The organism is Ancylobacter sonchi, from assembly GCF_018390695.1.
In the GTDB taxonomy this organism is placed as follows: Bacteria; Pseudomonadota; Alphaproteobacteria; order Rhizobiales; family Xanthobacteraceae; genus Ancylobacter; species Ancylobacter sonchi.
On sequence record NZ_JAHBGF010000016.1, the window covers coordinates 292,135 to 307,705 of the forward strand.

Sequence of the window (15,571 nt, forward strand, 5' to 3'; positions counted from 1 at the left end):
CGGACCGGCGCGATGATCCCCGTCACCAACCGCATCAGCCTCGCCGAGGAGGAGATCGTCGAGGTGTTCGTGCGCGCCTCCGGGCCGGGCGGGCAGAACGTCAACAAGGTGTCGAGCGCGGTGCAGCTGCGCTTCGACGTGCGCTCCTCGCCGAACCTGCCCGAAGCGGTGAAGGAACGGCTGGAGAAGATCGCCGGCAAGCGGCTGACCAATGACGGGGTGATCGTGATCTCCGCCCAGCGCTTCCGCACCCAGGAACGCAACCGCGAGGACGCCCTCGCCCGGCTGGTCGAGATGATCCGCGAGGCGGCGGTGGTGCCGATCACCCGCCGGCCGACCCGGCCGACGCTCGGCTCGAAGATCCGCCGGCTGGAGGGCAAGGCCAAGCGCTCCGGCGTCAAGGCGCTCCGGCGCGACAAGCCGGGCGGCGGCGCGGAAGACTAGGCAGGCGAGAGATCAGGCTGGGTGGGAGGATTGGGCGCGGCCTCAGAAATCCGAGGCGATGCCCTTCACTTCCCAGTCGCCATAACGCACCGGCTCGGGGCCGCCGCGCCCGTCGATCTCCTTCGGCAGCGGCGCCGGCGTGCCCTCGGCGGCGCGGCGGGCGGCGGCCTCCTCCAGCGCGCGGCGGGCGGCGGGGGTGAGCTCGCGGGCCGGGGCCGGCGGCGGGGAGGCAGGGGCTTTGGTGTTCTCGTCCATGGTTCATTGGAAGCACCGCGCGCGGGGCGGCGTCAAGCTGGCGGGACTGCCGGCGGGTGGCTCGGCAGCCGTTCCGATGGCGCTCGGGCGGCGGTCCGGCGAGGCGCGGCTCCCTTGCGGCAGCCGGCGGGACTTCCCATCCTATTTCCAGTACGGGCGCCGCCGGAGCGGCGCCGCACGAGGAAAGCGATGAACTATTTTCGCACGGCGATCCTGCTGGCGGGGATGACCGCGCTGTTCATGGCGGTCGGCTACCTGATCGGCGGATCGAGCGGCATGATGATCGCGCTAGTGGTCGCCGCCGGCATGAATCTGTTCAGCTACTGGAATTCCGACCGCATGGTGCTGTCGATGTACGGCGCCCGCGAGGTCGACCGCGCGAGCGCGCCGGAATTCGTCGGCATGATCGAGCAGCTGGCGGCGCGTGCCGAGCTGCCGATGCCGCGCGTCTACATCATCGACAGCCCGCAGCCCAACGCCTTCGCCACCGGCCGCAACCCGCGCAACGCCGCAGTGGCGGCGACCACCGGCCTCCTCAACGCGCTGTCGCGCGAGGAGGTCGCCGGGGTGATGGCGCACGAACTGGCGCACATCAAGCATTACGACACGCTGACGATGACGATTACCGCGACGCTCGCCGGCGCCATCTCGATGCTGGCGAATTTCGCGATGTTCTTCGGCCACAGCCGGGAGAACAACAACAACCCGTTCGGCATCATCGGCACCATCCTGATGATGGTGCTCGCGCCGCTGGCGGCGATGGTGGTGCAGATGGCGGTGTCGCGCTCGCGCGAATATGTCGCCGACCGTACCGGCGCGCTGATCTGCGGCCAGCCGCTGTGGCTGGCCTCGGCGCTGGGCAAGATCGCCAATTTCGCCCACCAGGTGCCGAACATGGAGGCCGAGCGCAATCCGGCCACCGCGCATATGTTCATCATCAACCCGCTGTCGGGCGAGCGGATGGACAACCTGTTCTCCACCCACCCCGCCACCGAGAACCGCATCGCCGCCTTGCAGGCGCTGGCGCAGGAGATGGGCGCTGCGGCCCCGGCCGCTTCCGGCTGGAGTGGGCAGCCGCGCGGCGGGGCGACGGCGCGCCCCTCGTCCGATCCGTGGGGACGCGGCGGCCAGGAAGGCGGGCGGCGCGGCCCCTGGGGCTGAGCCGCGCTCCGGTCCGGGGCCGGCTTCGACCGGGTACCTCGGCGAGGACGTGGCGGAAGCTTGGCGGGGGCATAGAGGGACGCGCGGTGCCATATTCGACGCAATGTCGGCGGCACGCTTGAAAAACCGCGACTTCGCGGCTATCAGAGGCGCCGTCGATGCGCCTTTGTGGGCCGCGGTAGCTCAGCTGGTAGAGCAACGCATTCGTAATGCGTGGGTCGGGGGTTCGAATCCCTTCCGCGGCACCATTACCCCGCCCTGCGGGGTCCGGCACAGTCCAACAAACACAGAAAAATCAACGGCCTGCGCACTGATCGGTGTCCAGCGCGGGCCGGTGACGTGCAGCCCTCTCCAACATGAACGTTGGTACGGGCGATGGTATCGCCCCGATTTAGTGTATCGCCCATGCCGCTCAGCGAACTCGCCTGCCGGAACATCAAGCCGGGCAAAACCCTCAAGAAACTCTCCGATGGGGGAGGCCTGCAGCTCTGGCTTCAGCCCAATGGCTCGAAACTCTGGCGCCTCGCCTACCGCACGATGATCCAAGCCAATGGGGCCAACCTCCTCCTGAATGGCGGATCGCAAAATACATAAACGGCGCAGTCATCGTCGCACTGGCCAGTCCATGTCCGCTCCCGGACCCTTCGCGGGCTATTTCCGGGTCCAGGTGAGGAAGAAGCCGACATCGCCCGGCATGCCGTTCGGCCAGTCGACGATCATCGCCTTCAACCCGTAGCCCGCCGGCTTCAGCCGGTCGCGCCAGAGCTCGTAGGCCTGGCGCGGCCGCCCGGTCAGCGTGTCGGGCCAGCCCTCCAGCGTGTTGTTGATCGCCCGGCCGTGGTCGGTGCACAGCAGGTTCGGGAAGCGCATCACCATGATCTCGGTGTCGCCACGCTCGGCGGCGGCGCGCAGCTTCACCTGAAGACGGCCGGAAATCTCCGCCAGTGCCTCCGGCGTCAACTCCATCGGCTCGGACAAGGTCTTGGCGAGCTGCTCGCGCGCCAGAGTGGCCTGGCCCATGGCGTCCACGACCTCCTTGGCATGCGCCATGGCGATCTTTTCCATGTAGTTCTGCAGATCCGCCGCCGACATGAAGGTCTCGTCGGCAAGCATCCGGTTTTCGGCGTCAGGTGTTGTCGGGTTCTTGCTCATTATGGGACTCCGTGTGACGGAAAGTAGCTTCCGACATGCATAGTCAACGCCTTCACAGGGTGTGTATTTATTCAAGCCGGACCCGGCGATGGCTAGGCGTGGAATTCGGCGGCCCCCGCCTCTCGCCAGATCGTCGTCCCCTTCTCGCCCCGGATGGCGGCGCCGACATCCGCCAGGGCACAGATCACCGCCTTGCCGCCGGTGAGCCGGGCAAATTCCTGCGCCGCCTCGACCTTGGGACCCATCGAGCCAGCCGGGAACGCGCGAGGATCGATTTCGTCGGGGCTGACGGTCCGGATCGCCCGTTGCTCGGGCGTGCCCCACCCGAGATAGACGGCGTCGGCGTCGGTCGCGCAGACGAAGACATCCGCGCCGATCTCGCGGGCCAGCAACGCGGAGGCGCGGTCCTTGTCGACCACGCACTCGACCCCGATCAGCTGGCGCGTCGCGCCCGGCTTGTACATGGTCGGAATGCCGCCGCCGCCAGCGGCAATCACCACGGCCCCCTTCTCGAGCAACCAGCGAATGGGCTGCAGCTCGAAGATTCGCAAAGGGCTGGGCGAGGGTACGACGCGACGCCAGAACTTGCCGTCCGCCTTGACCGTCCAGCCTTTCGCAGCCGCCTCCTGCTTGGCCTGCGCCTCGTCATAGACCTTGCCGATGAACTTCGTGGGGTCCTTGAAGGCAGGGTCGTCGGCGGAGACCTCGACCATGGTGAGGATGGTCGCGATCGGCTTCTCGAGCGGCACGAGATTGCCGAGCTCCTGCTCGATCATGTAGCCGATCATGCCCTCGGTTTCGGCTCCGAGCACGTCGAGCGGGGCATCCTCGCCCGGATAGGCCTCCTCCTGCAGAGCGAGCAGGCCGACCTGCGGGCCGTTGCCATGCGTGATGACCAGTTCATGGTCGGCGACGAGCGGGGCGAGCGCTTCCGCGGCGATCTGGGCGTTGCGGCGCTGGTTCGAAGCGGTGAGCTTCTCGCCGCGGCGGAGCAGGGCGTTACCGCCCAATGCGACAACGATGCGGGCCATGTCAGGCCCCCAGCGTCGCGACGAGGATCGCCTTGATGGTGTGCAGGCGGTTCTCAGCCTGCTCGAACGCGATGTTCATCGGGCTTTCGAACACCTCGTCCGTCACCTCCATCTCGCTGAGGCCGAACTGGTCGAAGATGTCCTTCCCGACGCGCGTATCGGTGTTGTGGAAGGCCGGCAGGCAATGCATGAACTTGACCCGCGGATTGCCGGTCTTCTTCATCAGCTCCATGTTGACCTGATACGGCTTCAACAGACGAATGCGCTCGGCCCACACCTCCTTCGCCTCGCCCATCGAGACCCAGACGTCGGTGTGCACGAAGTCCACCCCCTTCACTCCGGCGTCGATGTCGTCGGTGATGGTGATCCGCGCGCCGCTCTCGGCCGCCATCTGGCGGGCGATCTGCTGCACGTCGTCGTCAGGCTGGTTTTCGCGCGGCGCGATGAGGCGCACGTCGCAGCCCATGATGGCACCGAGCACCAGCAGCGAGTTGCCCATATTGTTGCGGGCGTCGCCGAGGAAGGCATAGCTGATTTCATGCCTCGGCTTTTCGGAATGCTCGACCATGGTCAGCATGTCCGCGAGCATCTGCGTGGGGTGCCAGTCGTCGGTCAGGCCGTTATAGACCGGCACGCCGGCGTAGCGCGCGAGTTCCTCGACCATCCCCTGGCCAGCGCCGCGGAACTCGATCGCGTCGAACATGCGGCCGAGCACGCGTGCAGTGTCCTTCATCGATTCCTTGTGGCCGATCTGGCTACCTGCCGGGTCGAGATAGGTGACGTGCGCGCCCTGGTCGTGGGCCGCGACTTCAAAGGCGCATCGCGTCCGGGTCGAGGTTTTCTCGAAGATCAGGCAGATGTCCTTGCCCTTGAGGGTCTCCTGCTCGGTCCCCGCATATTTCGCGCGCTTCAAGTCACGCGACAGTTCGAGGAGATAGAGCATTTCCCGCGTTGTGAAGTCGTCCAGCTTCAGGTAGCTGCGACCGCGAAGATTGAAAGGCATTGGCGTTCCTCCACCGATAGGTTCAGTAGGCCGGGTCGCGCAGGATCGGGCAGGTCATGCAATGACCGCCGCCGCGTCCCCGTCCCAATTCCTGGCTGCCGATTGTGATGACTTCGATCCCGGCCTTCCGGAGCAGCGTGTTGGTGTGGATGTTCCGGTCGTAGCCGATGATCACGCCGGGCTCGAGCGCAACGACATTGTTGCCGTCGTCCCATTGCTCGCGCTCCTGCTCGAAGTCGTTGCCGCCGGTTCCCACGACGAGAAGATCGTCGAGGCCGAGCGCCTCCTTGTACACGTCGAAAAGGTGGCCCTTTTCCTTGGTGATCTCGATGCGGTCATCGCCATTCGGCCGCAGCGAGAAGCAGGTGATGGCGTCGACCACCTCCGAGAAGGCGGTGACCTTGTCGTGGTCGAGGCAGGTAAACACCGTGTCGAGATGCATGGCCGCGCGCGATTTCGGCATCGCGCATGCTATCACCCTTTCGGCAGCTCCCTTGGCAAAGAGGCGGCTCGCCACTTGGTTGACCGCTTGCCGGGTGGTCCGCTCGCCCATGCCGATCAGGACGACGCCCTTGCCGATCGGCATGACGTCGCCGCCCTCCATGCTGGTGTTGGCCCAGTCCTCGTCGCTGTCCCCCCACCAGATGTCGAATTCGTTCTCGGTGAAGGCCGGATGGAACTTGTAGACCGCGCGCTGGTAGAGCGTCTCCGGCTTGCGAGCCGGCCAGAACATCGGGTTGCAGGTCACGCCGCCATAGATCCAGCAGGAAGGGTCGCGCTGGAACAGGGCGTTCGGAACCGGACGGATGAGGAATTCCGTCGGCGACAGCGCTTCCTGCATCAGCGGCGTGACCAGGTCCTTCGGCAGGTCGCTGATGACGATGCCGCCGAGAAGGTGGCGCGCCAGCAGATGGCCATCGAGCTCGTCCAGCCAGGGCCTCAGGATGCGGGCGAGCATCGGCCCCACCTGATTGTCGGTGACGCGCCGGTCGAGCACGAAGGAACGTCCTTCGGGTACCTGATCGAGCACCTCGGCCAGCAAATCCTGGATGTCGAAGACCTCGACCCCGCGATCCTTCATGCGCAGCACGAAGTCGGCATGGTCGGCGCGGGCCTTCTGGACCCAGATCACGTCATCGAACAGAAGATCGTGGCAGTTGCCCGGGGTGAGCCGCTCATGGGCGAGCGACGGTCGCGACACCATTACCTTTCTGAGCTTGCCGATCTCCGAATGGACCCCGAGTTTCATGACCTGTTCCTCCCGATGGATGAGGTCGGCGATTCTGCCTGTCGCCGCGACATCTGCCACTTGATGAAGACGTGAACGGGGATACCCGCCAGTACCAGCAACAGGCCGAGAAACACCGTCTCGTGGCCCGCGCCGTAGATGGCCCAGCCCGAATAGAGGAAGGCGAGGCCGCCTAATATCGCGATCCGGCCCGATTGGGTTCCGGCGGGATGGCCGCGCCGGATCAGGATCATCAGCTCCGCGAAGGAGCAGAGCGCATAGGGGAGCAAGCTCGACATGACGGCCAGCAGGACGATCGTGTTGAACGCATCCACCAGCCCACGCGAGAAGTTCATGACGACCAGAAGGCCGGCCAGGATGTTGGAGAAGACGAGCGCGTTGGCGGGAGTGCCGAAGCGCGACAGCATGCCCATCGGCCTCGGAAACACCCCGTCCAGCGCCGCGCCATACGGTACCTGCCCGGTGAGCAGGGTGAAGCCATTCAGGGTGCCGAAGGTCGAGATGACCGCGCCGATCGCGACGAGCACGCCGCCGGCCGGCCCCCACAGCGTGCGCGCGACATCGGCCAGCGGGGCGCTCGACGCGCCGAGTGCCGCAGGGGGCACGACGCCGATCGCGACCGTCGTCACCACGATGTAGACGGTGGCGGCGATCAGGACGCCGAGGATGGTCGCCCGCGGGATGGTCTTCTCCGGCTGCCGTATCGAGCCGGACGGGACCGTCGCCGATTCGAGGCCGAGATAGGCCCACAGCGTCAACGCGGCCGCCGCCGAGATCGCGCCGAGGTTCGACATGCCGCTGATGTTCGCCGGCGTGAAATGCGCCGGCTCGATCCAGAACACCCCGAAGATGCCGATCATCAGGAGCGGGATGAGCTTCAGGATGGTCGTCACCACCTGCACGGCGCCGGCCTCCTCGACGCCCCGCACATTGATGAGGGTGAGCAGCCCGATGGCGCCGAGAGCGACGGCCATCGCCAGCGTGGGGGACTGCGCGACCGCCGGGACGAGATAGCCGACATAGCCGGCGAGAGCGACCGCGACCCCGGCATTGCCGGTCCACAGCGCGATCCAGTAGCCCCATGCGATGATGAAGCCGGCGAACTCGCCATAGCCGGCTTCGCTATAGGCGTAAGGGCCTCCGGTCTTGGTGACGATCCGGGAGAGGCGGCCGAAAATGATCGACAGCACGATCGCACCGGCCGATGTCACCACCCAGCCGGCGATCGAGATCGGCCCGATCGCCGCCAGCGAGGCGGGAAGCAGGAAGATGCCCGAGCCGATCATGTTGCCGACCACGAGAGCCGTGCAGGCGATCAGTCCGAGCTCGCGCGGCCTGTGATCGCCCTCGCGGGAGGGCTTGTTGTCCTCGGCCATCGGCTCAACCGGGCGTCTGCGTGCTCGTCGGAGCCTTGGGGGGTATCGGGGTATCCGAAGTCAACGCGGCGAGGCTGAGCGCGCCGACGATGATGACCATCAAGATGACGAGCAGCGGCCAGAGAAAGCGCAGCCAGCGATCATAGGAGACGCGCCCGATCGCCAGGCCGCCCATCACCACGGCGAAGGTCGGGTTGAACAGGTTCACCCAGCCATTGGCGGACTGGTAGGCCGTCACCGCCAGATCGCGCTTGACGCCGGCGAAATCCGACAGCGGCGCCAGGATCGGCATGGTCAGCACCGCGAGGCCCGACGACGACGGCACGAGGAAGGACAGCAGCGTCTGGAAGACCAGCATCACGTTGATGAAGATGACATGGCCGAAACCCGCGAGCATCCCGGCCAGCCCGTGCAGGATCGTGTCGGTGATCTTGCCCGCATCCATCACCACCACGATGCCGCGCGCGACACCGATGATGAGCGCGACGCCGAGCAGGTCCCTGGCGCCGTTCACGAAGGTGTTGACGAAGGTCTCCTCGTCGAGGCTGGTCTCGGCCGAGAACTTCGCGACGATCCAGGTGAGGATCGACATTCCGAGAAACAGGGCCGACATCTCCGCCATCCACCAGCCCAGCCGGATCACGCCATAGAGCATGATCGCGAAGGTGATGCCGAACAGCGCCAGGATGATGCTGCGCACGCGGGTGAAGGCCGGCAGGGCTTCGCCGCTGCCGGTGCCCTTCAGGAAATGCGCGATGTTCGCCTCGCGCTGATCGGCGACGAGCGAGGTGGAAGGATCCGTGCGCACGCGTGCCGCGTAGCGCATGACGAAGACGATGCCGGCCGCGAGGCAGACCACCAGCAGCAAAAGACGCAGCAGCAGGCCCTCGGTGAAGGGGACCCCGGCGGCGTTCGAGGCGATGACCGTCGCGAAGGCGTTGACCGTCGATCCCAGCGTCCCGATGCCGGCTCCCAGCATGATCACCGCGACGCCGGTCAGGGCGTCGTAGCCGGCGCGGATGAAGATCGGCAGGATGATCGCGTAGAAGGCGAGGCTCTCCTCCGCCATGCCGTAGGTCGTGCCGCCCGCGGCGAAAGCGATCATCAGGATCGGGATCATGAGAATCTCGCGCCCTCGAAGGGCACGCAGCAGGCCTCCGATGCCCGCGTCGATTGCCCCTGTCCGCGTGACCACCGCCAGGAAACCGCCGATGACCAGCACGAAGACGGCGACATCGATGGCGTTCGCCTTGCCGGTTGCGGGATCATAGAGGCCGGCGATCGGCGCCATCAGCACCGCCTTCAGCCCCTGCGGCTCCGCGTCGACCTGATGAAACGTCCCCGGCACCGGAGCCGCACGGTCGAGCGCGGCATTGAAGGCGCGCTCGTATTGGCCAGCTGGAATGATCCAGGTCAGTACCGCGACGACGATGATCAGGAAGAAGAGGACGGTGAAGGCGGTCGGGAACTTCTTCGGCATGATGACAAGCCATCGTCGCTGGGCCTGCCTTGGCAGGCTGATGTGAAGCAGAACGTTTTCAGGCTCTTAGGCATTGAGGCCGGGCCGAGGGTCGCGCTAGCGACCCGCCTTCTTCAAGGCGGACAGTGTCGTATCGAAAGAGATGGTGAAGACGATGCGCGCGTCGCATCCGTCCGCGAACCCGCTGCGAACGACGCAGGCGTCGCCCCCGAGATCCGTGTCCCAGTAGCGCAGGTCGAAGGTGAGCGATTTCCACGTGTAGGAAATGCCGGCGGTCCAGGCCAGTTGCTCGTAGGCGGCCGGGTCCTCGAAGAACTGGTAGCCGATCCCGCCATAGATCGCGAAGTCGTGCGGCAGTGGAACCTCGACGCCTCCGGCCACGAAGGTGGCGGTGTTTCCGCTCTGATTGTAGTCGGGCGCGAAGAAAAGCCGACCCGCGAGGGTGAAAAGGCCGGAGACATCGTAGTCCGCCTTGGCATACAGCTCGCCGTAATCCGGACTCACGCTTTCAGGTGCATAGAAGTAATGCACATAACCGAGGTCGAGCTTCAACGGTCCGAATTCCGGCCGGATGCCGAGCGCGGTGTCGATCTCGGCTCCTGAGTAGCCGGCTCCGAAGTCGACGTTCGACGACCAGATATTGGCGTAGAGGGGCCCGAAGGACGGCTCCACATAGCCCTGTATGGCGGGACGATTGGCGGAATTGGTGATACCGCGCGAGACATAATCCGTCGTTGCGGCGATGCCGAATGCAACATCGAGCGGCCAATTTGCCGGCGATCCCATGTCGGATGTCGCAGGAGGCGGGATCAGCTGAAGCATCGGCTCCGTTGCCATCGCATCGGCAGGCGACATAATAACTACTATAGATATAACCGTAACGAACCTACGAAACCAACATTCATCATCAAGGGGGCCGTGCAATTGCTGCAAATTTTGTGATGAATTCGTTTTAAAAGGCATTCATCCCTCCCCATTGACAATCACGCAATGGGATAATTTATTTTATATACCGCTAGTTGCAGGTTCGATTTTATAATTTTGACGAACATGCAGCATTCGGGAAATATATTTCCATGAAATGCGCAGGCGCAATAGAGGTCGGAAGTTTTTTGCCGCTCGTATCGGCGGACCTGGCATCGTGACGCGATGGGTGAGCTTATAAATAATGCGTATTTTGTAATTATGTATGCAGAATAATTCTGTTGATTGACGAATTTTATCTACTCGGCAGCGATATTTTGCCCGCGGTCGATATAGTGGTCATACTACATGAGACGATTCCGTCGCGTTTCGGCTTCTGTTTGCGACGCTGCTCATGGGGCGTCCGCCCCTCAACAGCTTCCGCCACTACTCACCAAGTCATGCGGGCAATCGCTGAAGCTCTATCGTCTCACCGGGCTCATACGCTCGACGGATGCGCCCGTCGTGCCGAGCTACCTTCAACAAAAAAGGCGATGGGGGTGGACGTGGCAAGTTAGGCTTGTCGGGACGCCGCGCTCGTGTTTGAGGGCTCGCGGGCGCTGTTCTTTCTGCCGGTCGCTGGCGGCAGCCCAGGAAAGCGGCGCCGATCCATTCGAGGTTTTTCCCATTGCGATCCACTGCGAACTGAAGAAAACGCATCACGTCTTTTATCTATCGCGTGTCGACGCGAACGGCGTCGCGACCTACATCTCGCCAAGTCGTGCAGCTGGAACGATCACGGTCGATGGGGCCGCGCAGAGGATTGGCGGCGACCAGTCGGGAAGCTGTAAGGGCAAGACGCTGGAGCAACTGCGCGAGAGCAAGCAGACGCTGGATGTGTCGCGCTAGGCTCAGGATCCGTTGATCTGCTTTGGTCGATCTGATTCAGGCTCCTGAGGAGACTGGATATCAGTGGCCTGTATTGGCTGGCGGACGAGCAGGTGGCTCGGATGCAGCCCTATTTCCCAAGAGCCACGGCAAGCCCTGGGTGGATGATCGCCGGGTGCTGGCGGGATTATCTTCGTCAACCGCCATGGCCTGCGCTGGCGCGATGCGCCGGCAGCCATAGTCCGCATAAGGCGCTGTATGCTCGCTGGAAGCGCTGGAGCGAGGCAGGCTCATCCGGATGATGAGGCGTTGTCCATCCCCCACGCCGAGCGCCGCACGGTCATGATCGACGCGACCCGTCTGAAGGCGCACCGCACGGTTTCGAGCCTGCGGGTAAAGGGGCGCATCGGGCGACTGATCGGACGCACCAAGGGCGGCATGAACACCAAGCTTCACGCGTTGACCGATGTGAATGGACGCCCGACGGCCTGTTCTATGACGGCAGGCCAGGTGAGTGACGACACCGGCGCCGCAGCCCTGCTGGACAGTCTGTCGAGGGCGCAGCGGCTGACGGGCGACCGGGTTTATGACACGGACTGGTTCAGAGACGTCTCGCAGGCCAAGGGCATCAAGCCCCGCATCGCGGAGCGGAAATCCCGAACCGAGCCCATGCGCCACGACAAGCGCCGATACAACCGCCGAACCCGCATCGAGATCATGTTTGGCGGGCTGAAGGACTGGCGGCACGCCACCACCCGTTACGACCGATGTCCGACCGTCTTCCTGTCCGCGATAGCCCTCGCGGCAATCGCGCTCTTCCGGCCGCGCATCCTGAGCCTGGCGTGCCGTGCTGCCCAACATGAAAGCTGGTGCGGTTGCCGGTCTTGCATATCGGGCTCGGTATCGGCCCGCCTCCGAGGTGTCGGCCGTGCCACTCACCGATCCCGCTGCCGCAATACAAAGGCCGGTGAACCCCTCGGAAACGGTCCCATGGCGGTGGCCTACAGCTTTGGTTTGCAACCCAATGGCTTCAAGCTCTGGCGCCTTGCCTGCCGGTTCGATGGTAGGCAGAAGCTTCTTGCTATCGGCCCGTACCTATTGATCCCACTCGTGGAGGCGCACCAGGCGCGCGACCACCTGCACGGACTCATCGCGGCTCGCGCATGCCCTCATCCATCACCCGCATGATCGGGTAGATCACATAGGAGATTACCGTCTGCTGTCCGGCATCGATCTCGGCGCGCGCCGTCATGCCGGGCGAGAGGCCGAGGCCGCCATTGGCAAATCGTTCGACGCTCGCCGGATTGAGCACAACCCGCGCGCGAAAATACGAACCGCCGCCCTGCATTGGCTCGCGCTTCACCGCATCCGGGCTCACCACCTTCAGCGTGCCGTTGAGCATGCCGTGGCGCTGGAAGGGAAAGGCGTCGAGCTTCACTCGCACCGTGTCGCCGACGCGCACCATGCCCCGGTCGGCGGCGTCGATCTCCACCTCGGCCTCAAGTGGAGTGTTGGACGGCACGATGGTCACCAGCGGCTCGGCCGATTGCAGGACCGATCCGACCGAGCGCTTCGCCACCTCCATCACGACCCCGTCTACCGGCGAGGTCAGCGCGCTGAGGCTCATCTTGCGCCGCGCCTTGGTGGCTTCCTCGTTGACGGCATCGAGGGTGCGGTCGGCCTCGACCAGTTGCTCCTCGGCGCGCCGGCGCCATTCCTTGACGAACGCCATCCGCTTGGCGCGGGAGGCCGCAAGCTCGTGCTCCAGTTCCTGCTGCTCGCCGCGCAGCGTGTCGCGCTGGGTGATGGCGCTCAGCGTGTCGGCCTGTGCTTGCAGCAGCTGGAAGCGCGAGGTGTAGTTGCCCTCATAGGATTTGGCGCGGATATCCTCCATGTCGTGCAGCAGCTTCACGCGGCCGTCGATCGCCGCCAGCGACGCCCGGTTGGTGTCGAGCTTGGCTTCGATGCGGCGGATCTCCTCATCGAAATTGGCGAGGTTGGCGGCATATTCCGCCTGCCTCTCCGTGTGGAGACGTACCTGCGTCGCCCGGTTCGGCTCGCCGGAAGGGTCGGAGAACGGCTGCCCGCCGAGTTCGGCATGGAGGCGCGCAACCTCCGCCTCCAGCCCGTGCTGGCGCTCCTCGAGGGCATTCTGGTCCGCGCCGACGAAGGTGGTGTCGAGCTGTACCACCGTCTGACCGGCGCTCACCCAGTCACCCGCCCGGACGAGGATGGTTCGCACCACCGCCGATTCCAGTGGCTGCACCACCGCCAGTGGCTCGGAGGCAAAGAGCTGGCCGTTGGCCACCACGATGCGGTTGATCTGCGCCACGCTCGCCCAGACCGCGAAGGCCGCTACCAACAGGACGATGATCAGTGCGCCGGTGCGCGCCGGCAGCGGGATACGCCGCTGCTCCAGCGCCAGCGCATCCGGCAGGTACTTGGCGACGGCATCGCCGGCGGCGCGGCGGTTCAGCGGCGCGTTCATGCCGCCCGGCTCGTCTGCTGGCCCCAGAGCTGGCGATAGAGCGGGCAGTCGCGCAGCAGCGCCTCATGCGGCCCGTGCCCGACCACACGACCGCGATCGAGCACCACGATCAGGTCGGCGCTGCGTATGGTGGTCAGCCGGTGCGAGATGGCGATGGTGGTGCGCTGTCGCGCGAAGCGCTCGAGATTGGCGACCACCACCGCCTCGCTCTCGGGGTCGAGGGCGCTGGTCGCCTCGTCGAGGATCAGGATGGGCGGGTCGCGCAGCAGCGCGCGGGCGATGGCGAGCCGCTGCTTCTGGCCGCCGGAGAGATTGGTCGCGCCTTCTTCCAGCAGCGTGTCGAAGCCCTGCGGCAGCAATTCGATGAAGTCCTGCGCCCCCGCCTGCCGCGCCGCCTCCATGATCTCGGCAAGGCTGGCGCCCGGCCTCGTGGCCGCGATGTTGTCGCGCACGCTGCCGCGGAACAGGAAGGCGTCCTGCAGCACCACGCCCATCTGGCGGCGGATATCGGCGAGGTCCATCTCGCGCACATCGGCACCGTCGAAGCGGACGATGCCGGACTGTACCGGCAGCAGCGTCTGGATCAGCCGGGTCAGCGTGGTCTTGCCAGAGCCGCTCGGCCCGACGATGCCGACAAAGGCGCCGGCGGGAATGGTGAGGCTCACCCCGTCCAGCGCCGTCGCCACGGCGCGCGGATACTGGAAACGCACATCGGTCAGCGTGATCTCGCCGCGCAGCTTGGTCCGGAGGCCGCGGCCGAGATTGCGCTCGGCCGGCTGGTTCATCACCTCGCCGAGCATGCGCACCGACAGCGCCGCCTCCTGATATTCGTTGAGCAGGCCGACCAGCGCCACCAGCGGCCCGGAGACGCGCCCGGCCAGCATCTGGAACGCCACCAGCGCACCGACGCTCATCGTACCGGCGAACACCGATTCCACGCCGCCCCAGACCACCGCGACCATCATCAGCCGCTCCAGCAACGCCGAGATCTGCCGGGCGGTCATGGCGATCTTGCCGACCTCGAAATGCCGCTCGATGGCGTGCGCCGCCTCGCCGTCCCACTGCCGGCGCTGGCGGGCCTCCAGCCCGAGCGCCTTGATGGTCGGCATGCCGTGAATGGTCTCGACCAGCAGTGCCTGCCGGCTGCCCTCGGCGCGATACAATTGCTGGAGACGCCGGCGATAGGGCACGATCAGCAGGCCGATCACCGCGCAGATCGCCAGCGAGAAGCCGATGACGATGGCGGTCAGCTTCAGGCTGTAGAAGGCCAGCGTCGGGATGAACACGATGAGCACGCTGGCGTCGAGCAGCGTCATGAACAGCCGCCCGGTAAGGAACTCGCGCACCACCGAAGCCTGCTGCATGTGCTTCACCAGCACGCCGGCGGTGCTTGCCTCGAAGAACATCGACGGCAGCGACAGCAGATGGCCGAAGGTGCGGGTGGTGAGCCGCACGTCGATGCGGGTGGTGGCGTAAAGCAGGAAATAGGAACGCAGATAGCCGAGCACCGCCTCGAAGACGAGCGCGATCAGCACGCCGGCGCCGATGACATACAGCGTCGAAATGGCGTGGTGCACCAGCACCTTGTCGATCACCAGCTGAAAGAAGATCGGCACGGCAAGCGCCAGCGCGTTCAGCACCAGCGCCATCAGGCCGATCTCGCCGAACAGGCCGCGCTGGCGAAGGATTTCCGGGATGAACCAGCGCAGGCCGAAGGGCTGGTCGGGATCGCCCAGCGAGAAGCGGCGCTTCAGCAGCACCGCGGTGCCGGAGCAGGCGGCGGTGAAGCGGGCGCGGTCGATGGCTATCGCCCCGGCCTGCGGTGCCAACGGATCGACGATGGCGAGGCGGACCTCCTCGCCCTCATCCATGCGTCCGGAGAGGATCACCGCATTGCCGTTGTCGAGCAGCGCGATGGCCGGAAAGGCGGCGCCGAGCCCGATCAGCGTGTCCCAGTCGAGCCGTATCGCCCGCGCGGTCAGGCCCTGCGCGGCGGCAATGGCGGCAAGATGCTCGGCATCGGGCTCGGAGGTGAGGGCGGTGTCATGCACCAGCCGCTCGACATCGAGATCGAGCCCGTGATGCCGGGCCACCGCCGCGAGGCATTGCAGCGCCGTGTGGCGACAGGTCGGCATGTCGGT

The 15,571-nt window shown here is 65.5% G+C and carries 15 protein-coding genes and 1 tRNA gene; 6 read left to right on the top strand and 10 right to left on the bottom strand.

Features of this window, described 5'->3' with window-relative positions; translation table 11 throughout:
* Window positions 1-12: 12 nt before the first annotated feature.
* Window positions 13-444 (top strand): alternative ribosome rescue aminoacyl-tRNA hydrolase ArfB, encoded by a 432-nt coding sequence (arfB, locus tag KHC28_RS08735; protein WP_214007940.1) that lies wholly within the window; start codon window positions 13-15, stop codon window positions 442-444.
* 42 nt (window positions 445-486) lie between these two features.
* Here the strand turns inward: arfB and KHC28_RS08740 are convergent, their stop codons facing one another.
* Window positions 487-699 (bottom strand): DUF1674 domain-containing protein, encoded by a 213-nt coding sequence (locus tag KHC28_RS08740; protein ID WP_214007941.1) that lies wholly within the window; start codon window positions 697-699, stop codon window positions 487-489.
* A gap of 189 nt (window positions 700-888) precedes the next feature.
* Here KHC28_RS08740 and htpX point away from each other — a divergent pair, with 189 nt between their 5' ends.
* The 3 genes from htpX (at window position 889) to KHC28_RS08755 (ending at window position 2,454) form a co-directional block, all read left to right on the top strand.
* Window positions 889-1,860: a zinc metalloprotease HtpX gene (gene htpX, locus KHC28_RS08745; protein ID WP_214007942.1), complete on the top strand. Its 972-nt coding sequence runs from the start codon at window positions 889-891 to the stop codon at window positions 1,858-1,860.
* Between the two features lie 172 nt (window positions 1,861-2,032).
* Window positions 2,033-2,108: transfer RNA gene (locus KHC28_RS08750), tRNA-Thr, on the top strand.
* Between the two features lie 157 nt (window positions 2,109-2,265).
* Window positions 2,266-2,454: an Arm DNA-binding domain-containing protein gene (locus tag KHC28_RS08755; protein WP_214007943.1), complete on the top strand. Its 189-nt coding sequence runs from the start codon at window positions 2,266-2,268 to the stop codon at window positions 2,452-2,454.
* Window positions 2,455-2,511: 57 nt separating this feature from the next.
* Here the strand turns inward: KHC28_RS08755 and KHC28_RS08760 are convergent, their stop codons facing one another.
* From KHC28_RS08760 to KHC28_RS08790, 7 genes are all read right to left on the bottom strand, one after another.
* Window positions 2,512-2,973 carry a hypothetical protein gene (locus tag KHC28_RS08760; protein WP_246564525.1) on the bottom strand — a complete coding sequence of 154 codons (462 nt, stop codon included), beginning with the start codon at window positions 2,971-2,973 and terminating at the stop codon, window positions 2,512-2,514.
* A 131-nt stretch (window positions 2,974-3,104) separates the two neighbouring features.
* The gene (arcC, locus tag KHC28_RS08765) at window positions 3,105-4,043 is read right to left on the bottom strand and encodes a carbamate kinase (protein ID WP_214007945.1); all 939 of its coding nucleotides are present in this window, start codon (window positions 4,041-4,043) and stop codon (window positions 3,105-3,107) included.
* Window position 4,044: 1 nt separating this feature from the next.
* Window positions 4,045-5,046 (bottom strand): ornithine carbamoyltransferase, encoded by a 1,002-nt coding sequence (locus KHC28_RS08770; RefSeq protein WP_214007946.1) that lies wholly within the window; start codon window positions 5,044-5,046, stop codon window positions 4,045-4,047.
* A 22-nt stretch (window positions 5,047-5,068) separates the two neighbouring features.
* Window positions 5,069-6,295, bottom strand: a complete 1,227-nt coding sequence (locus KHC28_RS08775) for an arginine deiminase (protein ID WP_214007947.1) — start codon at window positions 6,293-6,295, stop codon at window positions 5,069-5,071.
* On the bottom strand, window positions 6,292-7,671 hold the full coding sequence (locus KHC28_RS08780) for an amino acid permease (protein ID WP_214007948.1): 1,380 nt from the start codon (window positions 7,669-7,671) through the stop codon (window positions 6,292-6,294). The genes KHC28_RS08775 and KHC28_RS08780 overlap by 4 nt, the downstream gene beginning before the upstream one ends.
* Window positions 7,672-7,675: 4 nt before the next feature.
* Entirely contained in the window at window positions 7,676-9,151 is a 1,476-nt protein-coding gene (locus KHC28_RS08785) for a YfcC family protein (protein ID WP_214007949.1), read from the bottom strand.
* A gap of 96 nt (window positions 9,152-9,247) precedes the next feature.
* Entirely contained in the window at window positions 9,248-10,006 is a 759-nt protein-coding gene (locus KHC28_RS08790) for a TorF family putative porin (protein ID WP_214007950.1), read from the bottom strand.
* Between the two features lie 573 nt (window positions 10,007-10,579).
* On the opposite strand from KHC28_RS08790, the gene KHC28_RS08795 reads away from it, so the two are divergent.
* Both KHC28_RS08795 and KHC28_RS27305 read left to right on the top strand, forming a co-directional pair.
* Complete coding sequence (locus KHC28_RS08795) at window positions 10,580-10,963, top strand: hypothetical protein (protein WP_312893142.1); 384 nt, start codon at window positions 10,580-10,582, stop codon at window positions 10,961-10,963.
* A 216-nt stretch (window positions 10,964-11,179) separates the two neighbouring features.
* Window positions 11,180-12,130 (top strand): IS5 family transposase, encoded by a 951-nt coding sequence (locus KHC28_RS27305; RefSeq protein ID WP_312893153.1) that lies wholly within the window; start codon window positions 11,180-11,182, stop codon window positions 12,128-12,130.
* On the opposite strand, the gene KHC28_RS08805 is transcribed toward KHC28_RS27305, so the two are convergent.
* Window positions 12,090-13,430 carry an HlyD family type I secretion periplasmic adaptor subunit gene (locus tag KHC28_RS08805; protein ID WP_214007951.1) on the bottom strand — a complete coding sequence of 447 codons (1,341 nt, stop codon included), beginning with the start codon at window positions 13,428-13,430 and terminating at the stop codon, window positions 12,090-12,092. The genes KHC28_RS27305 and KHC28_RS08805 overlap by 41 nt on opposite strands.
* Window positions 13,427-15,565 (bottom strand): peptidase domain-containing ABC transporter, encoded by a 2,139-nt coding sequence (locus tag KHC28_RS08810; protein WP_214008187.1) that lies wholly within the window; start codon window positions 15,563-15,565, stop codon window positions 13,427-13,429. The genes KHC28_RS08805 and KHC28_RS08810 overlap by 4 nt, the downstream gene beginning before the upstream one ends.
* Between the last annotated feature and the right edge of the window lie 6 nt (window positions 15,566-15,571).

Excerpts from the sequence above, each read along its gene's own strand:
- arfB (WP_214007940.1), top strand. The coding sequence starts at position 13 with ATGATCCCCGTCACCAACCGCATCAGCCTCGCCGAGGAGGAGATCGTC.
- KHC28_RS08775 (WP_214007947.1), bottom strand. The coding sequence starts at position 6,295 with ATGAAACTCGGGGTCCATTCGGAGATCGGCAAGCTCAGAAAGGTAATG.
- KHC28_RS08790 (WP_214007950.1), bottom strand. The coding sequence starts at position 10,006 with ATGTCGCCTGCCGATGCGATGGCAACGGAGCCGATGCTTCAGCTGATC.
- arcC (WP_214007945.1), bottom strand. The coding sequence starts at position 4,043 with ATGGCCCGCATCGTTGTCGCATTGGGCGGTAACGCCCTGCTCCGCCGC.
- htpX (WP_214007942.1), top strand. The coding sequence starts at position 889 with ATGAACTATTTTCGCACGGCGATCCTGCTGGCGGGGATGACCGCGCTG.
- KHC28_RS08740 (WP_214007941.1), bottom strand. The coding sequence starts at position 699 with ATGGACGAGAACACCAAAGCCCCTGCCTCCCCGCCGCCGGCCCCGGCC.
- KHC28_RS08755 (WP_214007943.1), top strand. The coding sequence starts at position 2,266 with ATGCCGCTCAGCGAACTCGCCTGCCGGAACATCAAGCCGGGCAAAACC.
- KHC28_RS08805 (WP_214007951.1), bottom strand. The coding sequence starts at position 13,430 with ATGAACGCGCCGCTGAACCGCCGCGCCGCCGGCGATGCCGTCGCCAAG.
- KHC28_RS08785 (WP_214007949.1), bottom strand. The coding sequence starts at position 9,151 with ATGCCGAAGAAGTTCCCGACCGCCTTCACCGTCCTCTTCTTCCTGATC.
- KHC28_RS08780 (WP_214007948.1), bottom strand. The coding sequence starts at position 7,671 with ATGGCCGAGGACAACAAGCCCTCCCGCGAGGGCGATCACAGGCCGCGC.
- KHC28_RS08810 (WP_214008187.1), bottom strand. The coding sequence starts at position 15,565 with ATGCCGACCTGTCGCCACACGGCGCTGCAATGCCTCGCGGCGGTGGCC.
- KHC28_RS08770 (WP_214007946.1), bottom strand. The coding sequence starts at position 5,046 with ATGCCTTTCAATCTTCGCGGTCGCAGCTACCTGAAGCTGGACGACTTC.
- KHC28_RS08760 (WP_246564525.1), bottom strand. The coding sequence starts at position 2,973 with ATGCTTGCCGACGAGACCTTCATGTCGGCGGCGGATCTGCAGAACTAC.